Consider the following 24435-nt stretch of genomic DNA (forward strand, 5'->3'; position numbering starts at 1 on the left):
TGAGGTCAGTGGAAATGTGAGCGGTCATCACGTCAGGACCTTCCGAATTCATTGTTGATGAGGTCGAAGATGTCTTCGGCCGAGGCGGATTCGATATCGAGGTCATCGTCGTCGGTACCGTCCGCGGCCGCCTCGTTCTCGGTCTCGTGCCATTTCCGCAGCAGCGCTTCGAGTCGCGCCGTGACCCGCTCGCGTTCCGCCTTGTCGTCGGGAACGTGGGAGAGGGTGAATTCCAGCTTGTCGATTTCCGCGAGGGCCGGGAGTTCCGGGGTGGTGTCCTCGCCCAGGAGGTCGGCGCGCAGCTGGTCCGCGAGCACGCTGGGCGTGGGGTGGTCGAAGACCAGGGTGGCGGTGAGCCGGAGTCCGGTCGCGGCGCCCAGCCGGTTGCGGAGTTCGACGGCGGTGAGGGAGTCGAAGCCCAGCTCCTTGAACGCCCGGCCCGCCTCGATGGCCGTGGTGTCGTCGTGTCCGAGGACGGCGGCGACCTCCGTGCGTACGAGGTCGAGCAGCACGCGGTCGGCCTCGGGCCCGGTGAGCCCCGCCAGCCGCTCCCGCAGCGCCTCCGCCGGGTCGCCGGCCGCGCCGTCCTCAGCGGGATCCGGCCCCGCGAGGGCGTTACGGACCTCGGGCAGGTCGGCGATGAGCGGACGCGGGCGGGCCGCGGTGAAGGCGGGGGCGAACCGGTCCCAGTCGACGTCGGCGACGGCGATCGTGGTCTCACCCCGCTCCAGCGCCTGCTGGAGGGCGGCGATGGCGGACTGCGGGGCCATGACCGGCAGTCCGCGGCGGCGCAGCTGCTCGGCCGCCTCGTCGTCGGCGACGAGCCCGCCGTCCGCCCACGGTCCCCAGGCCACGGAGGTGGCGGCGGCGCCACGGGCACGGCGCTGTTCGGCGAGCGCGTCCAAGTGGGCGTTGGCGGCGGCGTACGCACCCTGGCCACCGCTGCCCCACACCCCGGCGATGGAGGAGAAGAGCACGAACGCGTCGAGGTCGGTGTCGCCGAGCAGCGCGTCCAAGTGGGTGGCGCCCGCGACCTTCGCGGCGACCACGTCGGCGACATCGGCCGGTGTGGTGTCCGCGAGCGGCGCGAACTGCCCGGCGCCCGCCGTGTGCACGACGGCGGTGAGCGGGTGGCCGGGGTGTTCGTCCCGGATGCGGTCCAGCAGCCCGGCCAGCGCCTCCCGGTCGGTGACATCGCAGGCGGCGACGGTCGCCTCGGCGCCCAGCGCGGCCAGTTCGGCCGTGAGCTGGTCGGCGCCGGGGGACTGCGGTCCGCGGCGTCCGGCCAGGACGAGGTGGTCCGCTCCGCTCGAAGCCAGCCAGCGGGCGACGTGCGCGCCCAGCGCCCCGGTGCCGCCGGTGACCAGCACCGTGCCGCGGGGCCGCCACGGCTCGGCATCCCCGGTGACGGACTCCGCGTGGGCGAGCCTGCGGGCCAGCACTCCGGCCGTACGGATCGCGAACTGGTCCTCGTGGGTGTCGCTCCCGTGGCCGCCGAGCACGCCCGCCAGACGGTCGGCGGTGCGTCCGTCGAGGGTCGCGGGCAGGTCGACCAGGCCGCCCCAGCGCTCGGGGTGCTCCAGGGCGACCACCCGTCCCAGGCCCCACACCTGCGCCTGTGCGGCGCTGCGCGGGGGCTCGGAGGCGGCGGTGGACACCGCGCCGGTCGTGGCGCACCACAGCGGGGCGTCCACGCCCGCGTCCCCGAGGGCCTGCACCAGCACGCCGGTGCGCAGCAGTCCGGTGGGCGCGGCGCCGTGTTCGGGGTGCGGGTGCTCGTCCAGGGCGAGCAGGGACAGCACGCCGTGGACGGGGTCACCGGCCGCGGCCCGGCGGACGCGGTCGGCGAGGGCGTCCCGGTCGAGGTCCGCGCCGTTGGCCATGCTGATCCGCCGGATCTCGGCGCCTCGTTCGGCCAGCGCGTCGAGCAGGGTTCGTACGGTTTCGGCGTGGCCGTCCGGTTCGGCGACCAGCCACACCCCGGGGGCCACGGCGAGACGCGGCTCCTCCAGCGGCTTCCAGGTGACGCGGTAGCGCCAGCCCTCGATCGCGGACTGCTCGCGCTCGCGGCGCCGCCACGCGGACAGGGCCGGGAGCAGCGCGCTCAGCGGCTGGTCCACATCGAGGCGCAGGGTGTCCGCCAGCGAGGCGAGGTCGTCGCTCTCGACCGCGTCCCAGAAGCGGGCACCGGCCGCGTCGGTGGTCGTGCCGGGCGTGTTCCGCGCGGCGCCGTCGAGCCAGTAGTGGCGCCGCTGGAACGCGTACGTGGGCAGGTCGACGCGGTGCGCGCCGGTCCCGGCGAACAGCGCCTCCCAGTCCAGCGCCACGCCCCGGACGTGCAGGGTGGCGAGGGCGCCGGCCAGGGTTTCCGTCTCGGGGCGCCCGCCGCGCAGCACCGGTACGAAGGCCACATCATCGGGGCCGTCGTCGGTGACGCAGTCCTGCGCCATGGCGGACAGCACACCGTCCGGGCCGAGTTCGACGTACGTGGTGACGCCCTGGGCCTCCAGGGCGCGGATGCCGTCGAGGAAGCGGACGGAGTGGCGTACGTGGCGCACCCAGTAGTCGGAGCCCATGCCCAGCTCGTCGGTCACCGGCTGCCCGGTGACGGTCGAGAGGACCGGGATGCGCGGAGCACTGTAGGTGAGGCCCTCGGCGACCTTGCGGAAACCGGCGAGCATGCCGTCCATGTGCGGGGAGTGGAAGGCGTGGCTGACGGTGAGCCGCTTGGTCTTACGGCCCCGCTCCTCCAACGACGCCGCGATGTCCAGCGCCGCGTCCTCGTCGCCCGCGACAACCACCGACGTGGGGCCGTTCACAGCGGCGATGCTCACACCCTCGGTGAGCAGCGGCGCCACCTCGTCCTCCGACGCCTGCACCGCGACCATCGCGCCACCGGCCGGAAGCTCCTGCATCAGACGGCCACGCGCCGCCACCAACTCGGCGGCATCCGCCAGCGACAGCACGCCCGCCACATGGGCGGCGGCCAGTTCGCCGATGGAGTGCCCGGCGAGGACGTCGGGCCGCAGCCCGGCGGCCTCGGCCAGCCGGAACAGCGCCACCTCGACCGCGAACAGGGCGGACTGGGTGAAGGCCGTCCGGTCCAGCAGCTCCTTGTCGGCGCCGAACAGCACGTCGTACAGCGGCCGTTCGAGGTGCCGGTCCAGTTCGGCGCAGACCGCGTCCAGCGCCTCGGCGAACACCGGGCTGGCCTCGTACAGCTCACGTCCCATGCCGAGCCGCTGGCTGCCCTGCCCGGTGAAGAGCACGGCCGTACGGCCATCGGCGGGCGAACCCTGGATCAGCTGCGCGGCCGACTCGCCGCGCGCGAGGGCGGCGAGGCCCGCGAGCAGCCGGTCCCGGTCGGGGCCGAGGACCACCGCGCGGTGTTCGAGCGCGGACCTGGTGGTGGCCAGGGAGTACGCCACGTCCACGGCGTCGAGCGCCGGGTCGGCGGCGACGTGGCCGCGCAGCCGCTCGGCCTGGTCGCGCAGGGCGTCCCCGCTCTTGGCGGACAGCGGCCAGGCGAGCTGGTCCGGCCGTACGACGGGACGCCGCGGTGCGCCTTCGGCCGCCTCGTCGTGCTCCGGGGCCTGCTCCAGCACCGTGTGGGCGTTGGTGCCGCTGAAGCCGAACGAGGACACGCCCGCGCGGCGCGGACGGCCGGTCTCCGGCCACCGCGTCTGCTCGGTCAGCAGCGACACCGCGCCCGCCGACCAGTCGACGTGCGGCGACGGCTCGTCCACGTGGAGGGTCCGCGGCAGCACACCGTGCCGCATGGCCATCACCATCTTGATGATGCCCGCGGCACCGGCCGCGGCCTGCGTGTGCCCGATGTTGGACTTGATGGCACCCAGCCACAGCGGCCGGTCCGGGTCCCGCTCCTGCCCGTACGTGGCGAGCAGCGCCTGCGCCTCGATCGGGTCGCCGAGCCGGGTGCCGGTGCCATGTGCCTCGACGGCGTCCACCTCGGCGGCGGACAGGCCCGCACCGGCCAGCGCCTGCCGGATGACCCGCTGCTGGGCGGGGCCGTTGGGCGCCGTCAGACCGTTGCTCGCACCGTCCTGGTTGATCGCGGAACCCCGGACGACGGCGAGCACCGGGTGGCCGTTGCGGCGCGCGTCCGACAGCCGCTCGACGAGCAGCATGCCGACGCCCTCGCCCCAGCCGGTGCCGTCCGCACCGGCCGCGAACGCCTTGCAGCGGCCATCGGCGGCCAGCCCGCGCTGACGGCTGAACTCGATGTACGCGCCGGGGCTCGACATCACCGTCACACCGCCCGCGAGCGCGAGCGAACACTCGCCCTGCCGCAGCGCCTGGATCGCCCAGTGCAGCGCCACCAGCGAGGAGGAGCACGCCGTGTCGACGGTGACCGCCGGGCCCTCCAGACCGAAGGTGTAGGCGAGGCGGCCGGACACCACGCTCGCCGCGTTGCCCGTGCCGAGGTAGCCCTCGACGCCCTCCGGGACCGTGTGCAGGGAGGCGTCGTAGTCCTGACCGTTGGATCCGACGAAGACACCGGCCGAGGTACCGCGCAGTGTCGCCGGGTCGATGCCCGCCCGCTCGAACGCCTCCCACGAGGTTTCCAGCAGCAGCCGCTGCTGCGGGTCCATGGCCAGCGCCTCACGCGGCGAGATCCCGAAGAACGCGGCGTCGAACCGGCCCGCGTCGTACAGGAAGCCGCCCTCGCGGGCGTAGAAGGTGCCCCGCTTGTCGGGGTCCGGGTCGTACAGCGCGTCCAGGTCCCAGCCCCGGTCGGCCGGGAACCCGGCGATCGCGTCCCCGCCCGCCGTCAGCAGCTGCCAAAGCTCCTCGGGGGTGGTGACACCGCCGGGGAAACGGCAGCTCATCGCGACGATCGCGATCGGGTCGTCGTCGGCCGCGACCGTCACAGTGTCCGGTGCCGATGTGGTGGCGACGGCCTCGGAGTCCACCAGTTCGGCCCGCAGACAGCCCGCCAGCGCGGTGGCCGTCGGGTAGTCGAAGACCAGGGTGGCGGGCAGCTTGACGCCGCTCGCCGCAGCGAGCCGGTTGCGCAGCTCGACGGCCGTGAGCGAGTCGAAGCCCAGCTCCCCGAAGGCCCGGTCGGCGCCGACCGATTCGGTGCCGTCGTGGCCGAGGACCGCGGCCACCTGCGTACGGACCAGGTCCAGCAGCAGCCGGTCCCGCTCGGCCTCGCCCAGCCCGGCCAGCCGCGCGGCGAGCGACGAGGCGTCAGGGGTGTCCTGTCGCTGCTCCGCCGCCTCCGCCACGTCGGCCAGGTCCGCGATGAGGCGGCTCGGCCGTACGGCGGCGAAGTCCGGCGCGAACCGGGCCCAGTCGATGTCCGCGACGGCCACCGCCGCGTCGTCCAGGTCCAGCGTCCGCTGCAGGGCGGCCATCGCCCGTTCGGCGTCCATCGGCGGCAGCCCGCCACGGCGCAGCCGCTGCTCCAGCGCGTCGTCCGCCGCCATGCCGCCCTCGGCCCACGGGCCCCAGGCGATCGACGTGGCGGGCAGGCCCTCGGCACGGCGCCGCTCGGCGAGCGCGTCCAAGTAGGCGTTGGCGGCGGCGTAGTTGGCCTGTCCCGCCGCGCCGAACGTGCCACTGATCGAGGAGAACAGCACGAACGCCGACAGGTCCAGCTCGCGCGTCAGCTCGTCCAGATGCGCCGCAGCCGCCACCTTGGCGCGCACCACGGCCGTGAAACGCTCGGGAGTGAGCGCGTCGAGTACGCCGTCATCCAGCACGCCTGCCGTGTGGATGACGCCGGTCAGCGGCAGCTCCTCCGGAAGCCCGGCCAGCAGCCGCGCGAGCGCGTCCCGGTCGGCCGCGTCGCAGGCGGCCACCGTCACGCGGGCGCCGGAAGCGGTGAGTTCGTCGCGCAGCTCGGCCGCGCCGGGGGCGTCCGGGCCACGGCGGCTGGTGAGCACCACATGCTCGGCGCCGTTCGCCACCAGCCAGCGCGCCACCCGTGCCCCCAGGGCGCCCGTACCGCCGGTGACCAGGACGGACCCCGCACCCGGCCGCCAGGAGCCACCGGACGACGCGGGCGCCGAGGCCCGTACGAGACGGCGCCCGAACACGCCCGACGCACGCACCGCGACCTGATCCTCGCCACCGGCCCCGGCCAGCACCTCCGCCAGCCGCGCCACCGCGCGCTCATCGGGCGTACCGGGAAGGTCGATCAGACCGCCCCAGCGCTCGGGCAGCTCCAGCGCCGCCACCAGGCCAAGCCCCCACAGCTGCGCCTGGTCCGGGCTGACCGCCCCGTCCGAACGCCCCACGGCCACCGCGCCCCGCGTGGCCACCCACAGCGGCGCGCCGATGCCCGCGTCGCCCAGGGCCTGCGTCAGCGCGGCCGTCCGCAGGAGGCAGTCGCCCTCGGCGAGGGCCAGCAGGGACACCACACCGGCCACGGCGTCGTCGCCGACCGCCGAGGTGAGGTGTGTGGCCACTGCGGCGCGGTCGGCGTCGCCGGTCAGCTCGACCTGCGTCACGTCCACTCCGCGGTCGTTCAGCATCCGTACGAGAGCGGTGGTCCAGGCGGGCTCTCCGGTCGTCTCCGCCGGTGTGGCCACCAGCCAACGGCCGCTCAGCGGCGCGCCGGTGGAACGGTCGGACACCGGCTTCCACGACACCCGGTAGCGCCAGCCGTCCACCGCCGAACGCTCCGCCTGCTGCCGCCGCCACGACGACAGCGCGGGCAGCAGTGCCTCCAGCGCCCCGTTGTCCTCGCCACCCAGGTCGAGCGTGGCGGCGAGCGAATCGAGGTCTTCCCGCTCCACGGCCTCCCAGAAGCGGGCGTCCACCGCGTCCTGGGGTGTGGCGGTGGGCGTCGCGATGTCCAGCCAGTAGCGGCGGCGCTGGAAGGCGTACGTCGGAAGCTCCACGCGCCGCGCGCCGGTCCCGGCGTAGAACGCCGCCCAGTCGGGCGCGCTCTGGCGCACCCGCACCCCGGCGAGGGCGCCGGTCAGCGTCTCGGGCTCGGGGCGGCCGCCGCGCAGGGCGGAGAGGAAGGCGGCGGTGTCGCCCTCGGTGAGGCAGTCCTGCCCCATGCCGGAGAGCACGCCGTCGGGGCCGAGTTCGAGGTACGTGGTGACGCCCTGGGCTTCGAGGGTCCGGACGCCGTCGAGGAAGCGGACCGTCTCGCGGACGTGGCGCACCCAGAAGTCAGGCGTCGTGATCTCCTCGGCGGAGACCAGCTCACCGGTGAGGTTCGACACGATCGGAATGCGAGGCGCCTCGTACGTCAGCCCCTGCGCGATCTCACGGAACGCGTCCAACATGCCGTCCATGCGGGGCGAGTGGAACGCATGGCTGACGGTGAGCCGCTTGGTCTTACGACCCTGCGCCTCGAAACCAGCGGCGATCTCCAGGGCCGCGTCCTCGTCACCCGCGATGACCACGGAGGTGGGCCCGTTGAGGGCGGCGATGCTCACTCGCTCGGTGAGCAGCGGCAACACCTCGTCCTCCGACGCCTGCACCGCGATCATCGCGCCACCGGCCGGAAGCTCCTGCATCAGACGCCCACGCGCCGCCACCAGCTTCGCCGCGTCCGCCAGCGACAGCACACCCGCCACATGCGCGGCGGCCAGCTCACCGATCGAATGCCCCGAGAGGAAATCGGGACGCAGACCCCACGCCTCGACCAGCCGGAACAGCGCCACCTCAACCGCGAACAGCGCGGGCTGAGTGAAGCCAGTCTGGTCCAGCACCGAGGCGTCGCCGCCGAACAGCACCGTCTTCAGGGGCTTTTCGAGGTGCGGGTCCAGCGTGTCGCACACCGCGTCCAGCGCCTCAGCGAACACCGGATAGGCGTCGTACAGCTCACGCCCCATCCCCAGCCGCTGGCTCCCCTGCCCCGTGAACAGGAAGGCGAGCTTTCCGGCGACCGGCGAGCCATGGACCACGCCCGGGGCCGGTTCACCGGCGGCCAGCGCCGTCAGACCGCGCAGGAAGCCCTCGCGGTCGCGCGCCACCAGCACCGCGCGGTCCTCGAAGGCGGTACGTCCGGTGGCCAGGGTGTAGCCGATGTCGGCGAGGTCCGTGTCGTCGGCGACGCTCAGCCGGTCGCGCAGGCGGCGGGCCTGGTCGCGCAGCGCCTCCTGGCCCATGGCCGACAGCGGCCACGGCAGCACACCGTCGAGGCTGTCCGATACGGGCGCCTCGATCGCCGGGGGCTGTTCGATGATGGTGTGCGCGTTGGTGCCGCTGATGCCGAACGACGACACACCCGCCCGGCGCGGACGACCCGACTCCGGCCACTCCCGCGCCTCCGTGAGCAGCGAGACCGCGCCCTCCGCCCAGTCGACGTTCGGGGACGGCGCGTCGACGTGGAGGGTCTGCGGCAGCACACCGTGCCGCATGGCCATCACCATCTTGATGATGCCCGCGACACCGGCCGCGGCCTGCGTGTGCCCGATGTTGGACTTGATGGACCCGAGCCACAGCGGCCGCTCCGCGTCCCGCTCGCGGCCGTACGTGGCCAGCAGCGCCTGCGCCTCGATCGGGTCGCCCAGCGTCGTCCCCGTGCCGTGCGCCTCCACCACGTCGACGTCGGCGGTGGTGAGCCGGGCGCTGCTGAGCGCCTGCCGGATGACGCGCTGCTGCGACGGACCGTTCGGCGCCGTCAGACCGTTCGACGCGCCGTCCTGGTTGATGGCGGAACCCCGCACCACCGCCATCACGGGGTGGCCGTTGCGGCGCGCGTCGGACAGCCGCTCCACGAGCAGCATGCCCGCGCCCTCGGCCCAGCCCGTACCGTCCGCGCCCGCCGCGAACGACTTGCAGCGGCCGTCGGTGGCCAGCCCGCGCTGACGGCTGAAGTCCACGAACGTCTCGGGAGTGGCCATGATCGCCACACCGCCGGCGAGCGCCATCGTGCACTCCCCCGCGCGCAGCGCCTGGATCGCCCAGTGCAGCGCCACCAGCGACGACGAGCACGCGGTGTCGACGGTGACGGCCGGGCCCTCGAGCCCGAAGGTGTAGGCGACCCGGCCCGACGCGATGCTGCCCGCGTTGCCGGTGCCGACGTAGCCCTCGACGCCCTCCGGGATGCCGTCCAAGCCGGTGACGTAGTCGTGGTACATGACGCCCGCGAACACACCGGTCCGGCTGCCGCGCACGGTCGACGGGTCGATGCCCGCCCGCTCGAACGCCTCCCACGACGTCTCCAGCAGCAGCCGCTGCTGCGGATCCATCGCCAACGCCTCACGCGGCGAAATCCCGAAGAACGCCGGGTCGAAGTCGGCGGCGTCGTGCAGGAAACCGCCCTCGCGGGTGTACGAGGTTCCCGCGTGGCCGGGGTCCGGGTGGTACAGGCCGTCCAGGTCCCAGCCGCGGTCGACGGGGAAGCCGGAGATGCCGTCGCCACCCGCGGCGACGAGATCCCACAGCTGCTCGGGGGTGCTCACACCGCCCGGGTAGCGGCAGCTCATGCCGACGATGACGATCGGATCGTCATCCACCGCGGGCGCCACGCCCGTGCCCCCGGTGGCGGCGGGTGCCACGGACTCCTCGGCGCCCAGCAGTTCGTCGCGCAGATAACCGGCGAGGGCGGTCGGGGTCGGGTAGTCGAAGACGAGCGTGGCCGGGAGACGCAGTCCGGTCACGGTCTTGAGGTCGTTGCGGAGTTCGACGGCGGTGAGCGAGTCGAAGCCCAGCTCCTTGAACGCCCGCCCGGGCTCGATCGCATCGGCCCCGCCGTGCCCGAGCACCGTGGCGACCCGCCCGCACACCAGCTCCAGCAGCTCGCGGTCCTGTTCGGGCCGCGCGAGCCCGGCCAGGCGCCGTACGAGCGTGGAACCGTCGGCGGTGGCGGCCGACGTGGCGGCCCGTCGCACCGGGGCCCGCATCAGACCGCGGAACAGGGCCGGTACGGTGCCGGTCGCGGTGGCCTCGGTGCGCAGCCCGGCGTAGTCGAGCCGCATCGGGAACAGCACGGCAGCCGTGCCGTCCGCGTGCGCCGCGTCGAAGAGCGCAAGCCCCTCGTCGGCGGCTATCGGGGCGACGCCACCGCGCGAAATACGGCGCAGGTCCACGTCGTCCAGCTCGCTGCCCATGCCCGCGCCGGACCACAGTCCCCAGGCCAGCGCGGTGGCCGGAAGGCCCTGGGCGGCGCGGTGCTGGGCAAGGGCCTCCAGGTAGGAGTTGGCGGCGGCGTAGCTCGCCTGTCCCGGCGCGCCGAACACGGCGGCGGCGCCGGAGAACAGCACGAACGCCGACAGGTCGTGTCCACCGGTCAGCTCGTGCAGGTTGAGTGCGGCGTCCACCTTGGGGCGCAGGACGTTCGCGACGCGCTCGGGCGTCAGCGAACCGATGATCCCGTCGTCCAGGACTCCCGCCGTGTGCACGACGGCGGTCAGCGGACGCTCGGCCGGGATCGCGGCCAGTGTCGCGGCGAGCGCTTCGCGGTCGGCCACGTCGCAGGCCGCCCAGGTCACGGTGGCACCGGCCGCCGTCAGGTCGGCGGTCAGCGCGTCGGCGCCGTCGGCGTCGGCGCCACGGCGGCTGACCAGCAGCAGGTGGCGTACGCCGTGGGCGGCGACGAGGTGGCGGGCGAAGAGGCCACCGAGGTTTCCGGAGGCGCCGGTGAGCAGCACGGTGCCGGGCCCGTCGAAGGACGGGCCGGCGGCGCCGTCGCCGTCGGCGACCGGCGTCCGGGACAGCCGTGGCGCGTACGCCACTCCCCCGCGCAGCGCCACCTCGGGCTCGTCCAGGGCGAGCGCGGCAGGCACCGTACGGTACGAGTCCTCCCGGCCGTCCACGTCGAGCAGCACCAGGCGGGCCGGGTTCTCCGACTGCGCGGAGCGGAACAGCCCGCGCGCGGCGGCCTGCGGCAGATGCGCGACGCCCGTCCCCGGCTCGGTCTCCACTGCGCCCCGCGTCAGCAGCACGAGCCGCGACTCGGTGAACCGCTCGTCGGCCAGCCACGACTGGAGCAGGGCCAGCATGTCCTGGGTGGCGGTGTGCACGGCGGCCGCGTCGGCGCCGTCACCATGACCACCGATGAGCACGGTGCCGGGCGCGGGCGCCCCCGCGTCGACGGCCTGACGCAGCGCCGCCAGGTCGCGGTACGCGGCGAACCGCACCCCGGCCCCGAACGCGTCCTCCGGGAACGCCCCAACGTCGTCGGCGCCGAGCAGCGCCCAGTCGCCCGTGTCCGTGACCGTGCCCGCGCCCGTCGCGGGCGCCGGAACCGCCGTCCAGTCCAGCCGGAACAGCGATTCGTGCAGCCCGCCCGATGCCGCGCGCACCTGGTCGGCGGAGGCGGCCCGCAGCGCCACCGACTCGACCGTGGCGACCGGCCGCCCCGTACCGTCGGCCACCAGCAGCGAGACGGTGTCCCGCGACTGCTCGGTCACCCGCACCCGGAGCACATCGGCCCCGGCCGCGTGCAGATGGACGCCGTTCCACGCGAACGGCAGCAGCGCGCCCTCGGCCGGCGCCGCCTCCCGGTCGGGGCTGTCGAGGCCGATGACGTGCAACGCGGCGTCGAGCAGCGCGGGATGCAGCCCGAAGCGCCCGGCTTCGGCGCCCGCCGTGAGCGCGGTGTCCTCGGGGAGCGCGACGTCGGCGTACAGGTCGTCGCCGAGCCGCCAGGCGCCCTTGAGCCCCTGGAACACCGGCCCGTACCCGAGACCCGCCCCGGCCAGGTCCGCGTACAGCCCGTCGACCGCGATGGGCGTGGCGCCCTGCGGCGGCCACGCGGCCAGCTCGTCGGGGGCGGTGGTCCGGGTGCCGACCGCCAGCACACCGGTGGCGTGGCGCGTCCACGGCTCGGTGCCGAGCGCGTCCTGCCTGCGGGAGTGAAGGCTGAAGGCGCGGGCGCCCGACTCGTCCGGCCCGTCCACGACGAGCTGCACCCGCACCCCGGTGTGCTCCGGCAGCACGAGCGGGGCTTCCAGGGTCAGTTCGTCCAGCCGCTCGCAACCGACCTGCGCACCGGCGGCGCTCGCCAGCTCCACGAAGGCCGTGCCGGGCAGCAGCACGGTGCCCATGACGGCGTGGTCGGCCAGCCAGGGGTGGGTGCGCGTGGACAGTACGCCGGTGAGCAGCAGGCCGTCGGCATCCGCGAGCGCCACGGCGGCACCCAGCAGCGGATGGTCGATGTCCCCCAGCCCGATGGACTCGGGATCGCCCGCCGCCAGGGCCGCGGCGCTGGGCCAGTAGCGCTGACGCTGGAAGGGGTACGTCGGCAGCTCGGCGGGCTCGATGCGGGCCGCGCCCGTTCTGCCGAGGACGGCGTCCCAGGCCAGCGGCACGCCACGGACGTACGCGCGGGCGGCGGCGGTGGTCAGCGCCTCGGCCTCGGGGCGGTCCTTGCGCAGCGCCGAGACGAACGCGGCGTCATCGCCGGTCACGCACTCCTGGGCCATGGCCGTGAGCACGCCGTCGGGGCCCAGCTCGACGTACGTCGTGACGCTCTGGGCTTCGAGGGTGCGCACCCCGTCGAGGAAGCGGACGGCCTCACGGACGTGGCGCACCCAGAAGTCGGCGGTCGCGATCTCCTCGGCGGAGACGACGGCACCGGTCAGGTTCGACACGATGGGGATCGTCGGGGTCTCGTACGTCAGCCCCTCGGCGACCGCGCGGAACGCCTCCAGCATCCCGTCCATGCGAGGCGAGTGGAACGCATGGCTGACAGTGAGCCGCTTGGTCTTACGACCCTGCGCCTCAAAGCCCGCCGCGATCTCCAGAGCCGCATCCTCATCACCCGCGATGACAACCGAGGTCGGCCCGTTGAGGGCCGCGATGCTCACGCGCTCGGTGAGCAGCGGCAGCACCTCCTCCTCCGATGCCTGCACCGCGATCATCGCGCCACCGGCCGGAAGCTCCTGCATCAACCGCCCACGCGCCGCCACCAACTTCGCAGCGTCCGCGAGCGACAGCACACCGGCCACATGCGCAGCGGCCAGTTCACCGATCGAATGCCCCGACAGGAAGTCGGGTCGCGCACCCCACGCCTCGACCAGCCGGAACAAGGCCACCTCAACCGCGAACAACGCAGGCTGAGTAAACGCCGTCTGATCCAGCACCGAGGCGTCATCCCCGAACAGCACATCCCGCAGCGGCCGCTCAAGGTACAGATCCAGATGCGCACACACCTCATCCAGCGCATCGGCGAACACCGGATAGGCGTCGTACAGCTCACGCCCCATCCCGAGCCGCTGGCTGCCCTGCCCCGTGAACAGGAACGCCACCTTGCCCTCGGCCGCCGAAGCCTCGACCAGGCCCGGCGCACTCTCGCCGTGCGCCAGAGCATCCAGCGTCCGCAGCAGCTCATCGCGGTCGCTGACGGTCAGCACCGCACGCCGCTCCAGGGCGGCGCGACCGACGGCCAGGGCGTGGGCGACGGCGAGCGGCGCCGCGTCGGGGCGCGCGTCGACGTAGGTGCGCAGCCGCGCGGCCTGCTCCCGCAGCGCTTCAGCGCTCTTGGCCGACAGCGGAACCGACACCACACCGCCGAGCGCGTTATCCGGCGTGGCAGTAGGCTCAACCGCCGGGGCCTGCTCGATGATGGTGTGCGCGTTGGTGCCACTGATGCCGAACGACGACACACCCGCGCGGCGCGGACGGCCCGTCTCCGGCCACTCCCGCGTCTCGCTCAGCAGCGCGACCGCGCCCGCCGACCAGTCCACATGCGGCGACGGCTCATCGACATGCAGCGTCTGCGGCAGCACGCCATGACGCATGGCCAGCACCATCTTCATCACGCCCGCGACACCGGCCGCGGCCTGCGTGTGACCGATGTTGGACTTGATGGACCCCAGCCACAGCGGCCGGTCCGCGTCACGCTCCTGCCCGTACGTGGCCAGCAGCGCCTGCGCCTCGATCGGGTCACCCAGCGTCGTCCCCGTACCGTGCGCCTCAACGACGTCCACCTCGGCCGCGGACAGCCCGGCGCTGGTCAGCGCCTGGCGGATGACCCGCTGCTGCGACGGGCCGTTGGGCGCCGTCAGACCATTCGACGCACCGTCCTGGTTGACGGCCGAGCCGCGCACGGTGGCGAGGACGGGGTGGCCGTTGCGGCGCGCGTCCGACAGCCGCTCCACCAGCAGCATGCCCACGCCCTCACCCCAACCGGTGCCATCCGCACCGGCCGCGAACGCCTTGATACGCCCGTCAGCGGCCAGCCCACGCTGACGGCTGAAGTCGATGAAGTTCTCCGGGGTGGACATCACCGTGACGCCGCCCGCCAGCGCCATCGAGCATTCGCCCTGACGCAGCGCCTGCGCCGCCAGATGCAACGCCACCAGCGACGACGAGCACGCCGTGTCGACCGTGACGGCGGGCCCTTCGAGCCCGAAGGTGTACGAGATCCGCCCGGACACCACGCTCGCCGCGTTGCCCGTGCCCACGTGGCCCTCAAGCCCCTCGGGCGCCGCCATCAGCAGCGACAGATAGTCCTGGCCGTTGGTACCGGCGAAGACACCGACCTGCTGACCGCGCAGCGCGGTCGGGTCGATGCCCGCCCGCTCGAACGCCTCCCACGACGTCTCCAGCAGCAACCGCTGCTGCGGATCCATCGCCAGCGCCTCACGCGGCGAAATACCGAAGAACGCCGGGTCGAAGTCCGCGACGTCGTAGAGGAAGCCACCCTCGCGCGTGTACGAGGTGCCCTGACGGTCCGGATCCGGGTCGTACAGCCCCGCCAGGTCCCAGCCACGGTCCGCCGGGAACTCCGCGATCGCATCCCCACCCGCCGTGAGCAGCTGCCAGAGCTCCTCCGGCGTCCGCACCCCACCCGGGAAACGGCAGCTCATCGCCACGATCGCGATCGGATCGTCGGCCACCGCGAGCTGCGGCGTGGCGGTGCCGCCGGTCGCCGTCGCGTCGGCGCCCAGCAGTTCCGTCCGCAGGTGATCGGCCAGGGCGGTGGCGTTCGGGTAGTCGTAGATGAGCGTGGCGGGCAGCCGCAGACCTGTCGCCACATTCAGCCGGTTGCGGAGTTCGACGGCGGTGAGCGAGTCGAAACCCAGCTCCTTGAAGGCGCGTCCTGCCTCGACCGCCTCGGCCCCGCCGTGCCCCAGCACCGCCGCGACCTGCGTACGGACCAGCTCCAGCACCGTCTGGGCGCGCTCGGCTCCCGTCAGGGCGGACAGCCGCTCCGCCAGCGTGCCGGTGCCTGCCGACGCCGGGCGCGATGTGGCATCGGCGGCACCCGGGGCGGGCCGCGCCTCGGACAGCTCACCGAACAGCGCGCTGGGCCGTACGGCGGTGAACTCCGCGAGGAAACGGTCCCAGTCGATGTCCGCGACGGTCACGGCCGTGTCGTCGTGGTCGAGCGCCTGCTGAAGCGCGGTGAGCGCCAGCTCGGGCGCCATCGGCGGCACTCCGTCGCGACGCATACGCCGCTCCGTCGCCTCGTCGGCCGCCATGCCACCATCGGCCCATGGACCCCAGGCGATCGACGTAGCGGGCAGCCCCTCGGCGCGGCGCTGCTCGGCGAGCGCGTCCAGGAAGGCATTGGCCGCCGCGTAGTTGCCCTGACCTGCCGCGCCGACCGATCCGGCGAGGGAGGAGAAGAGGACGAATGCCGAGAGGTCCAGGTCGCGGGTCAGCTCGTGGAGGTTCTGCGCGGACGCGGCCTTGGCGCGCAGCACGCGCTCCATGCGCTCGGCGTCCAGCCCGTCCACAAGACCGTCGTCCAGGACACCGGCCGTGTGGATAACACCGGTCACGTCCGGCACCGACGCCAGCAACTCCGCCAGCGCCTCCCGATCAGCCACATCACAAGCGGCGACCGTCACCCGCGCACCCGACACCGACAACTCATCCCGCAGCTCCACCGCACCCGGAGCATCCAGACCACGACGACTGGTCAGCACCACATGCTCGGCGCCATTCGCCACCAGCCAACGCGCCACCCGCGCACCCAACACACCCGTACCACCGGTCACCAGCACCGAACCCGCACCCGGCCGCCAGGAGCGACCGGACGACGCGGGCGCGGAGGCCCGTACGAGCCGACGCCCGTAGACACCCGACGCCCGCACCGCGACCTGATCCTCACCGCCACCGCCGGCCAGCACCCCCGCCAACCGCGCCAACGCACGCTCATCCACCGATTCCGGCAGATCAACCAACCCACCCCACCGCTCCGGCAACTCCAACGCCGCCACCCGACCCAGACCCCACACCAACGCCTGACCCGGAACCACCACCCCATCCGAAGGCCCCACCGACACCCCACCACGCGTCCCCACCCACAACCGCGCACCCACACCCGCATCACCCAACGCCTGCGTCAACACAGCCGTACCCAGCAGACCCGCGTCACCCTCGACCGCCAGCAGCGAGAACACACCCGCGACCGAAGCACCCACAACCGCCGCCCGCAGCCGCTCAGCCATCGCCGCCCGGCCATACCCCACGCCCAGCTCGACCTGACGCACATCCACGCCACGCTCAGCCAGCATCCGCACCACACCCGCGGACCACACACCCCCAGCCCCACCAGCCGGAACCACCACAACCCAACAACCACCCGACACCCCAGCCGACCGATCCCCCACCGGCCGCCACGACACCCCATAACGCCAACCAGCCACCACCGAACGCACAGACTCCTGCCGCCGCCACGACGACAACGCAGGCAACACCTCACCCAACGACAGCCCCGGATCCACCTCCAACTCCGCAGCCAGCGCAGCCACATCCCCACGCTCCACCACATCCCAGAACCGCCCATCAACGGCCCCCGAAGTGGCGGGGGCGGCCGGTACCTCCTCCAGCCAGAACCGCTCGCGCTGGAAGGCATACGTCGGCAACTCGACCCTGCGGACACCGGCGCCCGCGAAGTACGCCGCCCAGTCCGGCACCACGCCCCCGACATGCAGTCGGGCGAGGGTGGTGGTCACGGACTCGCACTCGGCACGCCCCTTGCGCAGCGCGGGGGTGCACAGGGCGGCGTCGCTGTCGAGAAGACAGTCCTGTGCCATGGCGGTGAGCACACCGTCCGGGCCCAGCTCGACGTACGTGCTGACGCCCTGGGCCTCCAGCACCCGCACACCATCGAGGAAACGCACGGCCTCGCGGACATGACGCACCCAGAAGTCGGCGGTCGTGATCTCCTCGGCGGAGACGACGGCACCGGTCAGGTTCGACACGATGGGGATCGTCGGGGTCTCGTACGTCAGCCCCTCGGCGACCGCGCGGAACGCCTCCAGCATCCCGTCCATGCGAGGCGAGTGGAACGCATGGCTGACAGTGAGCCGCTTGGTCTTACGACCCTGCGCCTCGAACGAAGCCGCAATCTCGACAGCAGCGTCCTCATCGCCCGCGATGACCACCGACGACGGGCCATTCAGCGCGGCAATGCTCACCCGGTCGGTGAGCAGCGGCGCCACCTCGTCCTCCGATGCCTGCACCGCGATCATCGCGCCACCGGCCGGAAGCTCCTGCATCAACCGCCCACGCGCCGCCACCAACTTCGCCGCGTCCGCGAGCGACAGCACACCGGCCACATGCGCAGCGGCCAGCTCACCGATCGAATGCCCCGACAGGAAGTCGGGTCGCACACCCCACGCCTCGACCAGCCGGAACAACGCCACCTCAACCGCGAACAACGCAGGCTGAGTGAACCCCGTCTGATCCAGCACCGAGGCGTCATCCCCGAACAGCACATCCCGCAGCGGCCGCTCAAGGTGCAGATCCAGATGCGCACACACCTCATCCAACGCATCCGCGAACACCGGATAGGCGTCATACAGCTCACGCCCCATACCCGGCCGCTGGCTCCCCTGCCCCGTGAACAGGAACGCCACCTTGCCCTCGGCCGCCAAGCCCTCGACCAGGCCCGGCGCGGACTCGCCGCGAGCCATCGCGTCCAGGCCCGCGAGGAATTCCTCGCGGTCGGCGGTGACGAGCGCCGCGCGCTGCTCCAGCGCCGTGCGGCTGGTGGCGAGCGAGAAGGCGAGGTCGGCCGCGCTCAGCTCGGGACGGGCCCGGAGGTGGGCGGCCAGCTGTGCGGCCTGGGCGCGCAGCGCCTGCGCGTCCTTCGCCGACAGCAGCCACGGAAGCGGCTCCGGGGCACGCGGCGCGGGCGCCCCGGCCGGGGCCTCGATCGCCTCGGCCTCAATCGCGGGGGCCTCTTCGATGATGGTGTGCGCGTTGGTGCCACTGAGACCGAACGACGACACACCCGCGCGGCGCGGACGGCCCGTCTCCGGCCACTCCCGCGTCTCGCTCAGCAGCGCGACCGCGCCCGCCGACCAGTCCACATGCGGCGACGGCGCATCCACATGCAGCGTCTGCGGCAGCACGCCATGACGCATGGCCAGCACCATCTTCATCACACCGGCGACGCCAGCAGCCGCCTGCGTGTGACCGATGTTGGACTTGATGGACCCCAGCCACAGCGGCCGGTCCGCGTCACGCTCCTGCCCGTACGTGGCCAGCAGCGCCTGCGCCTCGATCGGGTCACCCAGCGTCGTCCCCGTACCGTGCGCCTCAACGACGTCCACCTCGGCCGCGGACAGCCCGGCGCTGGTCAGCGCCTGGCGGATCACCCGCTGCTGCGACGGGCCATTGGGCGCCGTCAGACCATTCGACGCGCCGTCCTGGTTGATCGCAGAGCCCCGCACCACCGCCAGCACCGGGTGGCCGTTGCGGCGCGCGTCCGACAGCCGCTCCACCAGCAGCATGCCGACGCCCTCACCCCAACCGGTGCCATCCGCACCGGCCGCGAACGCCTTGATACGGCCATCCGCCGCCAGCCCACGCTGACGGCTGAAGTCGACGAACGCCTCCGGCGTGGACATCACCGTGACGCCGCCCGCCAGCGCCATCGAGCACTCACCGCTCCGCAGCGCCTGCACGGCCATGTGCAGGGCGACCAGCGACGACGAGCACGCCGTGTCGACCGTGACCGCCGGGCCCTCGAGCCCGAAGGTGTACGAGATCCGCCCGGACACCACGCTCGCCGCGTTGCCCGTGCCCAGGTGGCCCTCAAGCCCCTCGGGCGGGGTGGAAACGAGCCCGGCGTAGTCCTGGCCGTTGGTTCCCGCGAAGACACCGGTGCGGCTGCCGCGCAGGGCCGCCGGGTCGATGCCCGCCCGCTCGAACGCCTCCCATGACGTCTCCAGCAGCAACCGCTGCTGCGGATCCATCGCCAGCGCCTCACGCGGCGAAATACCGAAGAACGCCGGGTCGAAGTCCGCGACGTCGTAGAGGAAGCCACCCTCGCGCGTGTACGAGGTGCCCTGACGGTCCGGATCCGGGTCGTACAGCCCCGCCAGGTCCCAGCCACGGTCCGCCGGGAACTCCGCGATCGCATCCCCACCCGCCGTGAGCAGCTGCCACAGCTCCTCCGGCGTCCGCACCCCACCCGGGAAACGGCAGCTCATCGCCACGATCGCGATTGGATCATCCTCGACGGCCGCAGCGACATCGCCACCCTGGACGGTGGCGGGCTGGGCGCCGATCAGCTCCGTGTGCAGATACTCGGCCAGGGCGGCCGACGACGGGTAGTCGTAGATGAGCGTGGCGGGCAGCCGCAGATCGGTCGCGGCGCCGAGCCGGTTGCGCAGCTCTACGGCGGCGAGCGAGTCGAAACCCAGCTCCTTGAACGCGCGCCCCGACTCGACCGCCTCGACCCCGCCATGCCCCAGCACGGCCGCGACGTGCGTACGCACCAGCTCCAGCAGCGCGCGGTCCTGCTCGGCCCGTGGAAGCCCCTTGAGCCGCTCCCCCAAGGGAGAGGCGGCGTCGGCATCGGTGATCACACGCCCGGTGTCCGGGCCGGTCGCGGACTGCGGCGCGGCGGTCTCCAACAGGTCGGCGATCAGTGGGCTCGGCCGTACGGCGGTGAGGGTGCCGACGAAGCGGTCCCAGTCGATGTCCGCGACGGTCACGGCCGTGTCGTCGTGGTCGAGCGCCTGCTGAAGCGCGGTCAGCGCCAGCTCGGGCGCCATCGGCGGCATGCCCTCACGACGCATACGCCGCTCCAGCGCCTCGTCGGCCGCCATGCCACCATCGGCCCACGGGCCCCACGCGATCGACGTAGCGGGCAAGCCCTCGGCGCGGCGCTGCTCGGCCAGCGCGTCCAGGAAGGCATTGGCCGCCGCGTAGTTGCCCTGACCTGCCGCGCCCACCGATCCGGCGATCGAGGAGAAGAGGACGAACGCGGAAAGGTCCAGGTCACGCGTCAGCTCGTCCAGATGGTGCGCGGCGTCGACCTTCGCGCGGAGCACCGAGGCGAACCGCTCGGGGGTGAGCGAGTCCAGTACGCCGTCGTCCAGGACACCGGCCGTGTGGATAACACCGGTCACGTCCGGCACCGACGCCAGCAACTCCGCCAACGCCTCCCGATCAGCCACATCACAAGCGGCGACCGTCACCCGCGCACCCGACACCGACAACTCATCCCGCAGCTCCACCGCACCCGGAGCATCCAGACCACGACGACTGGTCAGCACCACATGCTCCGCACCGCTCGCCACCAGCCAACGCGCCACCCGCGCACCCAACACACCCGTACCACCGGTCACCAGCACCGAACCCGCACCCGGCCGCCAGGAGCGACCGGACGACGCCGGGGCCGACGACCGCACGAGCCGACGCCCGAAGACCCCCGACCCACGCACCGCGACCTGATCCTCACCACCAGCCCCGGCCAGCACCCCCGCCAACCGCCCCAACACACGCTCATCCACCGACTCCGGCAGATCAACCAACCCACCCCACCGCTCCGGCAACTCCAACGCCGCCACCCGACCCAGACCCCACACCAACGCCTGACCCGGAACCACCACCCCATCCGAACGCCCCACCGACACCCCACCACGCGTCCCCACCCACAACCGCGCACCCACACCCGCATCACCCAACGCCTGCGTCAACACAGCCGTACCCAGCAAGCCATCGCCGCCCCCAAGGGCCAACAGCGACACCACACCCGTCACCGCCACATCGCCAACGACCGCCCGCAGCCGCTCAGCCATCGCCGCCCGGCCATCCCCCGCACTCAGCTCGACCTGACGCACATCCACGCCACGCTCAGCCAGCATCCGCACCACACCCGCGGACCACACCCCCCCAGCCCCACCAGCCGGAACCACCACAACCCAACAACCACCCGACACCCCAGCCGACCGATCCCCCACCGGCCGCCACGACACCCCATAACGCCAACCAGCCACTACCGAACGCACAGACTCCTGCCGCCGCCACGACGACAACGCAGGCAACACCTCACCCAACGACAGCCCCGGATCCACCTCCAACTCCGCAGCCAGCGCAGCCACATCCCCACGCTCCACCACATCCCAGAACCGCCCATCAGCCGCATCACCCGAACCAGCGGGAGCCACGGTGGCGGCGGGGGCGTCGAGCCAGTAGCTCTGGCGCTGGAAGGCGTACGTGGGCAGGTCGACGACGCGGGCTCCGGTACCGGCGTACGGGGCGGCCCAGTCGGTCTTCTTGCCGCGTACGTACGCCAGCGCCACGGCCGCCGTGAGGGTTTCGCCCTCCGGGCGGGAGGCGCGCAGCACGGGCGCGTACCGAACGCCCTCGGCGTCCGTCAGGCAGTCCTGCGCCATGGCGGTGAGCACGGCGTCGGGGCCGAGTTCCAGGAAGGTGGTGGCGCCCTTGTCGGCCAGGGTGTGGACGCCGTCGAGGAAGCGCACCGCGTCGCGGACGTGGCGTACCCAGTACTCGGGCGAGCACAGTTCGTCGGCGGTGGCGGGCCGCCCGGTGACGGTGGAGACGACGGGGATGCGCGGCGGCGCGTACTCCAGCACCTGGGCGACGCGCCGGAACTCGCCGAGCATGCCGTCCATGAGCGGGGAGTGGAAGGCGTGGCTGACCGTGAGCCGCTTGGTCTTGCGGCCCCGCGCCTCGAAGCCAGCCGCGATCTCGACAGCGGCGTCCTCGTCACCCGAGATCACCACCGACGTGGGCCCGTTCACGGCGGCGATGCTCACCCGCTCGGTGAGCAGCGGCAGTACCTCGTCCTCGGACGCCTGCACCGCGACCATCGCGCCACCGGCCGGAAGCTCCTGCATGAGCCGCCCACGCGCCGCCACGAGCGCGGCGGCGTCCTCCAGGGAGAGCACCCCTGCCACATGGGCTGCGGCGATCTCGCCGATCGAGTGTCCGGCGAGCAGGTCGGGGCGCAGTCCCCAGGATTCGACGAGGCGGTAGAGGGCGACCTCGACGGCGAACAGGGCGGGCTGGGTGTAGTCGGTGCGGTCGAGCAGGGCCGCCTCGGGCGAGCCCTCCTCGGCGAAGAGTACGTCGAGGAGCGGGTGTTCCAGCTGCTCCTCGAGGTACCAGCAGGCGTCGTCGAGGGCTTCGGCGAAGACGGGGTACGTGGCGTACAGCTCGCGGCCCATGCCGAGGCGCTGGCTGCCCTGGCCGGTGAACAGCAGGGCGAGCTTTCCGGCGGCGGGGGCGCCCTGGACGACGGACGGGGTGTCGCCGCCCTGGGCGAGGGTGCGCAGCGCGGTGAGGGCGCCGTCGCGGCCGTCGGCGAGGAGCACGGCGCGCTGTTCGAAGGCGGCGCGGGTGGTGGCCAGGGAGTGGCCGATGTCGGTGAGGGCGAGGCCAGGGTGGGCCTCCAGGTGGTGCAGCAGCCGTTCGGCCTGGGCGCGGAGGGCGTCGGTGGTCTTGGCCGACAGGATCCAGGGCAGTACGGCGGGGGCCGGGTCCCCGGCCGTCTCCTCGGCGTCCTCGTCGGCGGCGGGCGGCTGCTCGATGATGGCGTGGGCGTTGGTGCCGCTCATGCCGAACGACGACACGCCCGCGCGGCGCGGGCGGCCGGTCTCCGGCCATTCCCGCGCCTGCGTGAGGAGTTCGATGTCGCCCGTGGCCCAGTCGACGTGCGGGGTGGGCTGGTCGATGTGCAGGCTGCGCGGCAGTTCGCCGTGGCGCATCGCCATGACCATCTTGATGACGCCGCCGACACCGGCCGCGGACTGGGTGTGGCCGATGTTCGACTTGAGCGAGCCGAGCCACAGCGGCCGGCCCTCCGGCCGCTCCTGCCCGTAGGTGGCGAGCAGCGCCTGCGCCTCGATGGGGTCGCCCAGCGTGGTGCCCGTACCGTGCGCCTCCACGGCGTCCACGTCGGCGGGCGAGAGTCCGGCGCCCGCGAGGGCCTGGCGGATGACGCGCTGCTGGGCGGGGCCGCTGGGGGCGGTGAGACCGTTGCTGGCGCCGTCCTGGTTGATGGCGGTGGAGCGGACGACGGCGAGGACGCGGTGGCCGTTGCGCCGCGCGTCGGACAGCCGCTCCACGAGCAGCATGCCGACGCCCTCGCCCCAGGCGGTGCCGTCGGCGGCGGCGGCGAACGGCTTGCAGCGGCCGTCGGGGGCCAGGCCGCGCTGGCGGCTGAAGGCGATGAACGAGCCGGGGTTGGCCATGACGGCGACGCCGCCCGCGAGGGCGAGCGGGCATTCCCCGCCGCGGAGGGCCTGGACGGCGAGGTGGAGCGCCACCAGCGAGCCGGAACACGCGGTGTCGACGGTGACGGTGGGGCCTTCGAAGCCGAAGGTGTAGGCGATGCGGCCGGAGGCGACGCTCGCGGCGTTGCCGGTGACGAGGTAGCCCTCGAAGCCCTGTTCGGCCTCGTGCAGCCGGGGGCCGTAGTCCTGCTGCTCGGCGCCGACGAACACCCCGGCCCGGCCGCCGCGCAGGGCCGCGGGGTCGATGCCCGCCCGCTCGAACGCCTCCCAGGAGGTCTCCAGCAGCAGCCGCTGCTGCGGATCCATCGCCAGGGCCTCGCGCGGTGAAATTCCGAAGAACGCCGGATCGAACTCATCGGCGTCGTGCAGGAATCCGCCCTCGCGGGCATAGCTGCTGCCCGCCTTGTCCGGGTCGGGGTCGTAAAGACCGTCGAGATCCCACCCCCGGCTCACCGGGAATTCGGAGATGACGTCTTTTCCGCCTGCGACGATATCCCACAGCTCTTCGGGCGAGCCGATCGCGCCGGGAAATCGGCAGCTCATTCCGATGATGGCGATGGGCTCGTCGTCGGCTATGGGGCCGCGGTCCGTCTCGGCGGAAGGCAGGTCGTCCCCGGAGTCCGCCCCGAGGAGTTCGGTCCGCAGGTGGCGGGCGAGGTCGGCGGGGGTGGGGTGGTCGAAGGCGAGGGTGACGGGCAGGCGCAGTCCGGTGGCTGCGGTCAGCCGGGCGTGCAGGTCGACGGTGGCGAGGGAGTCGAAGCCCAGGTCGAGGAAGGGGCGCTGGGGGTCGAGGACATCGGGCGCCTTGTCCTTGAGGGCCTGGGCGACGACCTCGCCGACCCACTCGGTGAGGGCCTCGGCGCGCTCGGCCTCGGGCAGTTCGGAGAGCCGCGCCCGCCACGGGGACGCTCCGCCGGGGCCGTTGGAGGCTCCGTCGGGGCCGCTCCCCCGCTTTTCGGTGTGCTCGTGCGTGAAATCCACGGACTCACTCACCATCGCGCGCCCCATTACCCTCGCAGACATAAACCAAACCGTAGGTCAGCCTTAC

Annotated in this window: 1 protein-coding gene; it reads right to left on the reverse strand. The window is 73.2% G+C overall.

Features of this window, described 5'->3' with window-relative positions; genetic code table 11:
* Positions 1-32: 32 nt before the first annotated feature.
* Positions 33-24368 carry a type I polyketide synthase gene (locus ACFZCY_RS28590; RefSeq protein ID WP_391179337.1) on the reverse strand — a complete coding sequence of 8112 codons (24336 nt, stop codon included), beginning with the start codon at positions 24366-24368 and terminating at the stop codon, positions 33-35.
* Between the last annotated feature and the right edge of the window lie 67 nt (positions 24369-24435).

Origin of the sequence: Streptomyces sp. NPDC007983, assembly GCF_042958345.1 — a bacterium.
Classification (GTDB): domain Bacteria; phylum Actinomycetota; class Actinomycetes; order Streptomycetales; family Streptomycetaceae; genus Streptomyces.